Source organism: Streptomyces sp. LE64, from assembly GCF_052606915.1.
In genome coordinates this window covers 2,113,591-2,122,500 of the sequence record NZ_CP199708.1, presented here as the reverse complement: position 1 = coordinate 2,122,500, position 8,910 = coordinate 2,113,591, and the positions used below count along the sequence as shown (strand labels likewise).

Annotated in this window: 5 protein-coding genes and 2 rRNA genes (1 of these 7 only partly in view); 2 read left to right on the top strand and 5 right to left on the bottom strand. The window is 69.0% G+C overall.

Annotated features, from left to right (window positions below; translation table 11 throughout):
- Both ACSMX9_RS09380 and rrf read left to right on the top strand, forming a co-directional pair.
- Positions 1–2,851: ribosomal RNA gene (locus tag ACSMX9_RS09380) — 23S ribosomal RNA — on the top strand; it begins 274 nt to the left of the window's first position.
- A 96-nt stretch (positions 2,852–2,947) separates the two neighbouring features.
- Positions 2,948–3,064 (top strand): 5S ribosomal RNA (gene rrf, locus ACSMX9_RS09375).
- Positions 3,065–3,198: 134 nt separating this feature from the next.
- On the opposite strand, the gene ACSMX9_RS09370 is transcribed toward rrf, so the two are convergent.
- The 5 genes from ACSMX9_RS09370 to ACSMX9_RS09350 are packed head-to-tail and all read right to left on the bottom strand — an operon-like array spanning position 3,199 to position 8,701.
- Positions 3,199–4,509, bottom strand: coding sequence for a DUF58 domain-containing protein (locus tag ACSMX9_RS09370; protein ID WP_445401552.1), 1,311 nt, complete (start codon positions 4,507–4,509; stop codon positions 3,199–3,201).
- Positions 4,510–4,520: 11 nt separating this feature from the next.
- Positions 4,521–5,510 carry an AAA family ATPase gene (locus ACSMX9_RS09365; RefSeq protein ID WP_351247509.1) on the bottom strand — a complete coding sequence of 330 codons (990 nt, stop codon included), beginning with the start codon at positions 5,508–5,510 and terminating at the stop codon, positions 4,521–4,523.
- Positions 5,510–6,742, bottom strand: a complete 1,233-nt coding sequence (locus tag ACSMX9_RS09360) for a DUF4350 domain-containing protein (RefSeq protein WP_445401550.1) — start codon at positions 6,740–6,742, stop codon at positions 5,510–5,512. Before ACSMX9_RS09360 ends, ACSMX9_RS09365 begins: the two co-directional genes overlap by 1 nt.
- The gene (locus ACSMX9_RS09355) at positions 6,739–7,449 is read right to left on the bottom strand and encodes a DUF4129 domain-containing protein (protein WP_445401548.1); all 711 of its coding nucleotides are present in this window, start codon (positions 7,447–7,449) and stop codon (positions 6,739–6,741) included. Before ACSMX9_RS09355 ends, ACSMX9_RS09360 begins: the two co-directional genes overlap by 4 nt.
- A 4-nt stretch (positions 7,450–7,453) precedes the next feature.
- Positions 7,454–8,701: a DUF7544 domain-containing protein gene (locus ACSMX9_RS09350; protein WP_445401546.1), complete on the bottom strand. Its 1,248-nt coding sequence runs from the start codon at positions 8,699–8,701 to the stop codon at positions 7,454–7,456.
- Positions 8,702–8,910 lie beyond the last annotated feature (209 nt).

The window sequence follows — 8,910 nt, the reverse complement described above, 5'->3', positions numbered from 1 at the left end:
ACCTTAGGCGTGTGAGACCCGGCAGGGGTTGCGTCTGGGGGGTTGTGGGAGTGTGCTTGATCAGTCTGCCGGCTGGTCGGTGAGTCAGAAATCGTTGATGTAGGCGAAGGGCATGCGAAAGGCCCGGCGTAGAGGGTAAGACCCCCGTAGTCGAAACGTCAGCGACTTGCTTGTGCATTTCCCAAGTAGCACGGGGCCCGAGAAATCCCGTGTGAATCTGGCGGGACCACCCGCTAAGCCTAAATATTCCCTGGTGACCGATAGCGGATAGTACCGTGAGGGAATGGTGAAAAGTACCCCGGGAGGGGAGTGAAATAGTACCTGAAACCGTGTGCCTACAAGCCGTGGGAGCGTCGGATGCCAGCACTTGTGTTGGTGTCTCGTGACTGCGTGCCTTTTGAAGAATGAGCCTGCGAGTTTGCGGTGTGTTGCGAGGTTAACCCGTGTGGGGAAGCCGTAGCGAAAGCGAGTCCGAATAGGGCGTTTGAGTAGCATGCCCAAGACCCGAAGCGGAGTGATCTAGCCATGGGCAGGTTGAAGCGGCTGTAAGAGGTCGTGGAGGACCGAACCCACCAGGGTTGAAAACCTGGGGGATGACCTGTGGTTAGGGGTGAAAGGCCAATCAAACTCCGTGATAGCTGGTTCTCCCCGAAATGCATTTAGGTGCAGCGTCGTGTGTTTCTTGCCGGAGGTAGAGCACTGGATAGGCGATGGGCCCTACCGGGTTACTGACCTTAGCCAAACTCCGAATGCCGGTAAGTGAGAGCGCGGCAGTGAGACTGTGGGGGATAAGCTCCATGGTCGAGAGGGAAACAGCCCAGAGCATCGACTAAGGCCCCTAAGCGTACGCTAAGTGGGAAAGGATGTGGAGTCGCAGAGACAACCAGGAGGTTGGCTTAGAAGCAGCCACCCTTGAAAGAGTGCGTAATAGCTCACTGGTCTAGTGATTCCGCGCCGACAATGTAGCGGGGCTCAAGCGTACCGCCGAAGTCGTGTCATTGCAGTATGTACTCCTAACGGGGACTGTGATGGGTAGGGGAGCGTCGTGTGCCGGGTGAAGCTGCACTGGAAGGTAGTGGTGGACGGTTCACGAGTGAGAATGCAGGCATGAGTAGCGATACACACGTGGGAAACGTGTGCGCCGATTGACTAAGGGTTCCTGGGTCAAGCTGATCTGCCCAGGGTAAGTCGGGACCTAAGGCGAGGCCGACAGGCGTAGTCGATGGATAACCGGTTGATATTCCGGTACCCGCTGTAGAGCGTCAAACATTGAATCAGGCGATGCTAAGCCCGTGAAGCCGTTCCGGACCCTTCGGGGAATGGAAAGTGGTGGAGCCGGTGACCCGGACTTGTAGTAGGTGAGTGATGGGGTGACGCAGGAAGGTAGTCCATCCCGGGCGGTGGTTGTCCCGGGGTAAGGGTGTAGGACGTCAGGTAGGTAAATCCGCCTGGCAATAGTCTGAGACCTGATGCCGAGCCGATTGTGGTGAAGTGGATGATCCTATGCTGTCGAGAAAAGCCTCTAGCGAGTTTTATGGCGGCCCGTACCCTAAACCGACTCAGGTGGTCAGGTAGAGAATACCGAGGCGTTCGGGTGAACTATGGTTAAGGAACTCGGCAAAATGCCCCCGTAACTTCGGGAGAAGGGGGGCCATTCCTGGTGATGGGCTTTGCGCCTTGAGCTGGGGGTGGCCGCAGAGACCAGCGAGAAGCGACTGTTTACTAAAAACACAGGTCCGTGCGAAGCCGTAAGGCGATGTATACGGACTGACGCCTGCCCGGTGCTGGAACGTTAAGGGGACCGGTTAGCTGCATTTCGGTGTGGCGAAGCTGAGAACTTAAGCGCCAGTAAACGGCGGTGGTAACTATAACCATCCTAAGGTAGCGAAATTCCTTGTCGGGTAAGTTCCGACCTGCACGAATGGCGTAACGACTTCTCGACTGTCTCAACCATAGGCCCGGTGAAATTGCACTACGAGTAAAGATGCTCGTTTCGCGCAGCAGGACGGAAAGACCCCGGGACCTTTACTACAGTTTGATATTGGTGTTCGGTTCGGCTTGTGTAGGATAGGTGGGAGACTGTGAAGCGGCCACGCCAGTGGTTGTGGAGTCGTTGTTGAAATACCACTCTGGTCGTGCTGGATGTCTAACCTGGGTCCGTGATCCGGATCAGGGACAGTGTCTGATGGGTAGTTTAACTGGGGCGGTTGCCTCCTAAAGAGTAACGGAGGCGCCCAAAGGTTCCCTCAGCCTGGTTGGTAATCAGGTGTTGAGTGTAAGTGCACAAGGGAGCTTGACTGTGAGACCGACGGGTCGAGCAGGGACGAAAGTCGGGACTAGTGATCCGGCGGTGGCTTGTGGAAGCGCCGTCGCTCAACGGATAAAAGGTACCCCGGGGATAACAGGCTGATCTTCCCCAAGAGTCCATATCGACGGGATGGTTTGGCACCTCGATGTCGGCTCGTCGCATCCTGGGGCTGGAGTCGGTCCCAAGGGTTGGGCTGTTCGCCCATTAAAGCGGTACGCGAGCTGGGTTTAGAACGTCGTGAGACAGTTCGGTCCCTATCCGCTGCGCGCGTAGGAGTCTTGAGAAGGGCTGTCCCTAGTACGAGAGGACCGGGACGGACGAACCTCTGGTGTGCCAGTTGTTCTGCCAAGGGCATGGCTGGTTGGCTACGTTCGGGAGGGATAACCGCTGAAAGCATCTAAGCGGGAAGCCTGCTTCGAGATGAGGGCTCCCACCCACTTGATGGGGTAAGGCTCCCAGTAGACGACTGGGTTGATAGGCCAGATATGGAAGCCGGGTGACCGGTGGAGTTGACTGGTACTAATAGGCCGAGGGCTTGTCCTCAGTTGCTCGCGTCCACTGTGTTGGTTCTGAAACCACGAACTTCCAACACGTATCCCGCTGTTGGTGGGTGTGTGTCTGGTGTGTGTTTCGTAGTGTTTCGGTGGTTATAGCGTGAGGGAAACGCCCGGTTACATTCCGAACCCGGAAGCTAAGCCTTTCAGCGCCGATGGTACTGCAGGGGGGACCCTGTGGGAGAGTAGGACGCCGCCGAACTAAATGTGATATGAGTCGTGTGTCCCAGGAGGGTTTCCTCCTGGGACACACGACTTTTTTGCGTTCACGGCCGGGTGCTGTCCGAGCTGTCCGTGGGGATTTCTGTGGTGGAGAATCCCCACGGACACCGTGTGTCAGAGGCGACCGGCGGCCTTGAGGGCCAGATAGGCGTCCGCCACGGCGGGGGCCAGGTCCTCCGGAGTGGTGTCGACGACGGTGACGCCGTGACGGCGGAGCAGATCGGCGGTGTGCTGCCGCTCGGTCCGGGTGCGGGCGGCGGCAGCGGCTCCGTACACCGCTTCCACCGTGCCGCGGGCCGTGGCCATGGCGGCGAGGTGGGGGTCGGCGACGGCGGCGACCAGCACCGTGTGGCGTTGGGTGAGCCGGGGGAGGACCGGGAGCAGGCCCTCCTCGACGGGGGTCGCGTCCAGGCCGGTGAACAGCACGATCAGGGAGCGACGGGGGGCGGCCCTCACCGCGGTGGCCACCAGGCCGCGGGCGTCCGTCTCGACGAGCTCCGGCTCCACGGTGGCCATGGCGTTGACCAGGGCCGGTAGCAGCTGCCCGGCCGTCTTGCCCTGGACGAGGGCGCGGGGTCGGCGGTCATGGGCGAGGAGGTCGACGCGGTCGCCGGCCCGGGAGGCCAGGGCGGCGAGGAGGAGCGCCGCGTCCATGGCGGCGTCCAGTCGGGGCGCGTCGCCCACCCGGCCCGCGGAGGTGCGGCCGGTGTCGAGGACCAGCAGGACGTGACGGTCGCGTTCCGGGCGCCAGGTGCGCACCGCGACCGAAGAGGTGCGCGCGGTCGCGCGCCAGTCGATCGAGCGGGTGTCGTCACCGGGGACGTACTCGCGGAGGCTGTCGAACTCGGTGCCTTCGCCGCGGGTGAGCACACTGGTGCGGCCGTCCAACTCGCGGAGCCTCGCCAGCTTGGACGGGAGGTGCTTGCGGCTGTGGAACGGGGGCAGGACGCGCACCGTCCACGGCACCCGGTGGGAGCCCTGGCGGGCGAACAGGCCGAGGGGGCCGTAGGAGCGGAGGGTGACCCGGTCCGCGTGGCGGTCACCGCGGCGGGTGGGCAGCAGTCGGGTGGTGATGCGGCGGCGTTCGCCCGCGGGCACGGTCAGCCGGTGCCGGGAGTCCTCCGCCTCCGTGCCGGGCGTCCACGCGCTGGGGGGCCAGGCGTCGCGGAGCCGGGCGCGCAGCGGGCGGCCGGTGGGGTTGGTGACCGTCAGGGTGACCCGGGCCGGCTCGCCGAGGCGCACGGAGGTGTCGCCGGAGCGTTCCAGCCGCAGTCGTCGTACGGGGGCGGCCAGGGCGGCGTCGCAGGCGCAGGCCAGGGCGAGCGGGGCGTTGACGGCGAGCACGCCCGTCCAACTGGGGTCCCAGAGGCCGACGGGCAGGGCGCCTACGGCGGCCAGGAGGGCGGCGCGTCCGGTGAAGGGCATGGGTCCTCGGCTCAGCGGGGTACGGGGACGTGGGCGAGGATCGCGGTGATGACGGAGTCCGCGGTGACGCCCTCCATCTCCGCTTCCGGGCGGAGCTGCACCCGGTGGCGCAGGGTCGGCAGGGCCAGGGCCTTCACGTCGTCGGGGGTGACGTAGTCGCGGCCGGTGAGCCAGGCCCAGGCGCGGGCGGTGGAGAGCAGGGCGGTGGCGCCGCGGGGGGAGGCGCCGAGGGTCAGCGACGGCGAGTCGCGGGTGGCGCGACAGATGTCGACGATGTAGCCGGCGATCTCGGGAGAGACGGAGGTGCGGGCGACGGCGTCCCGGGCCGCGGCGAGGGTGGCCGCAGTGGCCACCGGGCGTACGCCGGCGGTGCGCAGGTCGCGCGGGTTGAAGCCGTCGGCGTGGCGGCGCAGCACGTCGATCTCGTCCTGCCGCTCGGGCAGCGGCACCGTCAGTTTGAGGAGGAACCGGTCGAGTTGGGCTTCGGGGAGAGGGTAGGTGCCCTCGTACTCGACGGGGTTCTGGGTGGCGGCGACGAGGAACGGGTCGGGCAGTGGGCGGGCGGTGCCGTCGACGGTGACCTGGCGTTCCTCCATCGCTTCGAGGAGCGCGGACTGGGTCTTGGGCGGGGTGCGGTTGATCTCGTCGGCGATCAGGAGGTGGGTGAAGACGGGGCCGGGCTGGAAGGAGAACTCGGCGGTGCGGGCGTCGTAGACGAGGGAGCCGGTGATGTCGCCGGGCATCAGGTCGGGGGTGAACTGGACGCGTTTGGTGTCGAGTTCGAGGGTGGCGGCGAGTGCGCGGACCAGGAGGGTCTTGGCGACGCCGGGGACGCCTTCGAGGAGGACGTGGCCGCGGCACAGCAGGGCCACGACGAGACCGGTGACGGCGGGGTCCTGACCGACCACGGCCTTGGCGATCTCGGCGCGCAGGGCCTCCAGGGAGGCGCGGGCGGCCTGCGGATCGCCGGTGGTGCCGGCGGTGTCAGTGGTCGGGTCCATCATGAAACGCGTACCTCTCTTTCGAGGGCGTCGAGGCGGTCGGCGAGGGCGAGGAGAGCCGTGTCGTCCCGGGGCGGCGGGCCGAAGAGGAGGGTGTGGGGGTCGGGGAGTCGGGTGGTGGCCGCGGTGCGGGCGGTGAGCGGGGGGAGGAGGTGTTCGGGGGAGTGGGCGCGGGCGGGGGGCACGCCGAGGAGGGGGGCGAGGCGGCTGCGGGCGGTGGCGCGCAGGGCGTCGGCGGCGCGGTCGCGGGCGCGGGCCTTGTGGTAGAGGCGGGCGCGGCCTTCGGTGGTTTCGGAGGCGCGGACGGCGACGGGGAGGTGTTCGGGGACCAGGGGGCCGAGGCGGCGGGCCCGCCACAGGGCGAGGACGACGGCGGCGATGCCGAGTTGCAGGGTGGCCCAGCCCCAGCCGGCGGGGACGTGGTCGGTGAGGCCGCGTTCCTCCTGGACGGTGGCGGTCTCGTCGGAGAGGGAGGGCAGGTACCAGGCCAGGTGGGGGCGGGAGCCGAGGAGTTGGAGCGCGAGGGAGGCGTTGCCCTGTGCGTCGAGGCGTTCGTTGACCAGGACGTGGGGGGAGCCGAGGACGGTGGTGCCGGTGGTCGGCGTCGGAGTGTCGCGGGGCTCCGGGGCGGAGGGGTCGGCGGGTGCGGGGAGGTGGACCAGGGTGGGCAGCCGGTCGCTGGGGTAGCAGGTGAGGGCGTCGGGGACGGCGACGTGGTAGCGCAGGCCGCCGGTGTCGGCGTCGCCCGCCCGTTCGGCTGCGGGGAGGGTGCAGTCCGGGGGGAGGGTGCGGCCGGGGCTGGTGGCGTCGTCGGGGGTGACTCCGGGGGCGAGGGCTTCGGTGGAGAAGTCGGGGGCGACGAGGACGGTCCGGGCGTCGGGGTGGGCGATGGCCGTGCGCAGGGCGTCCTGTTGGTCCGGGCCGAGCAGGTCGGGGGCGGCCACCAGCAGGGTGGTGTCGGGGTCGGCGGCGGCGGTGGCGGCGGCGTCCAGGGTGGTGACGACACGGGTGTCGACGCCGCGGTCGGCGAGGAGTTCGCTGATGGCGAGGGAGCCGAGGGGGTCGGCGGAGCGGGGGTCGAGCCGGCCGTGCACGGTGCCTGAACGGAGCGCGGCGATGATGATCGCGGTGAGGAGCAGGAGCAGCAGGGCGACCAGGGGGCCCCGCGCCCGGTGCCACAGGTGGCGCGGGGTGGGCGCGGTGGAGGTGCCCGCCGTGGTGGTCTCGGTCATGCCGTGCTCCCGGGGGCGAGGGCCGGGCGGGTGTGCTGGAGTTCGGCGTCGAGGTCCGTCAGCCGTTGGTACGCGGCCCGGTCGGCGGTCCGTCCGCCGTAGGTGACCTCGTCGAAGGTGCGGGCGGCGGCCCGCAGTCGGTCGGCGTGGTCGGGCAGCGGGCGGCCCGCTTCGGCGGCGGCCTCGTCGGCGGTCCGGCCGGGGCGGGCGTCGAGGAGGGCGCGTTCCTCCAGGGACCGGACGACGGCGCGCATGCGTTCCTGGACGGCGGGGCCCCAGTCGCCGCGGTCGGCGTGCACGGCGGCGGCGGTCCGGTGGTCGGCGGCGCTGCGCGGCCGGTCGTCGAAGAGGGCGGCCGGGGAGCCTGGGGTGCGGGTGGGGGTGCCGAGTCGCCACCACAGGGCGGCGACCAGGGCGCAGACCACCAGGGCGAGGACCAGCAGGCCCAGCGCACCGCCCGGGGTGGCCCCGGAGGCGGCGGCGAACAGGTCCCCCACCCAGTCGAAGAACGCGTCCGCGGCCCGCTGGAGGAGGCCGGGCTCGTTCTCCTGGTACACGGAGCGGGAGAGTTCGTGCTCGGCCGCCTCCCGGGCCGGGTCGCGGGGCACGGTCAGGGGCGGGCCGTCGCCGTCGGCGCCCCGGACGGGCGGGCCCGCGGCGAGGACCGGCACCGGTGCGGTGTCGGACGCGCCCCCCGTCGCGCTCACGCGGTCAGCTCCCCGGGGGACGGTGGTCGGTGGCCGGGGTGGTGGTGTCGGCGGCGCGCGCCAGTTCCAGGTCGAGGCCCTCGCGGCGGATGCGCTGGTCGATGTAGAGGAGGACGGTGACGCCGGCGGACACCGGGAAGGTGAGGGTGGACGCGATGACCGAGCCGATGCCGGTGACGATCAGGAACGTCCAGGAGGCGCCGGTGGTGGTGAGCAACCCGGAGTCGACGTCGCCGCCGGCGATGGCCGCGACGATGGTGAACGGGATGAGGACGAGGAACGCGACGATGTTGGTGATCAGCCCGGCGAGCAGGGTGATGCCCAGGACGCGCCACCAGGAGCCGCGCACCAGCTTCATGGAGCGGCCCATGGCCTTGCGGATGCCCTGCTTCTCCAGCATGAGGGCGGGTGAGGCCAGCCAGAGGCGGAACATCAGCCACACCACGACGACCAGGGCGGCCAGCATGCCGAAGACGGTGACGACCAGGCCGTCGTTGCCGGAGAGGCCGATCAGGAAGCCCGGGGCCAACCCGACGGCCATGATCAGCATGGGGATGAGCATCAGCAGCAGCGTCAGTCCGAGCAGGCGCAGCAGGCGGGGGCGGGCGTCGATCCACGCCTCCCGTATCGACACGGGCCGGCCCAGGACCGCGCGGCTGGTGACGGTGGTGAGCAGGGCGGTCGCGACGATGGTGCCCAGCAGGGTGACCGCCAGCGCCGCACCGCCGCCGGTGAGGGCGGCGACCAGGCTCTCGCCGATCTCGTCGGCGGAGGCGCCGGGGTCGTCGAGGGCGCTTGAGTCGAGGTCCTTGAGGAGGGTCCCCTGGACCAGGACGAGCGTGAGTTGGGTGACCACGGCGACGGTCAGCGAGATGCCGAGGACGGTGCGCCAGTAGGTGCGCATCATGGTCACCGTGCCGTCCAGGATCTCGCCGACGCCCAGCGGGCGCAGCGGGATCACTCCGGGCTTGGCGAACTGCGGTTGCGCCTGCCAGCCGCCCCAGCCGGGTCCGGGGGGCGGTGGGGTGCCCCAGCCGGGGTGTTGGGGGGCGCCGCCCTGGGGCGGGCCGGGCTGACCGCCGGTGCCCGGAGCGGACCAGCCGCCGGCCGGGGGCTGGTCCTTCGACCACTTCGAGGCGGGACCGGTGTGGGGGGCCGGCCGGTCCGTGGACCCGTCGGGGCGCGGGGCGCCCTCGCCGTCGCCGCCGGAGGGGGCGGCGCCGGGCGGGGTCCAGCCCGGAGTGTCGTTCATCGTCGCTCCTCGTTCCTGTGTCTGGCGCCCGGTGTCGCCGTGGGACGCGTCGGCCGCGCCCCCCGCGGCCGCGGGTGCGGGCACGTCGGCAGCCATCGTGTCACGCCGGTCCGTCAGACGAACCGGCCGGACCGGGTGGACCGGACGGGCCGGGACCGGTAGACCTTCGGGTGTCGGACGGGAGCCGGGACGTGGTGGACGCGTGCGGG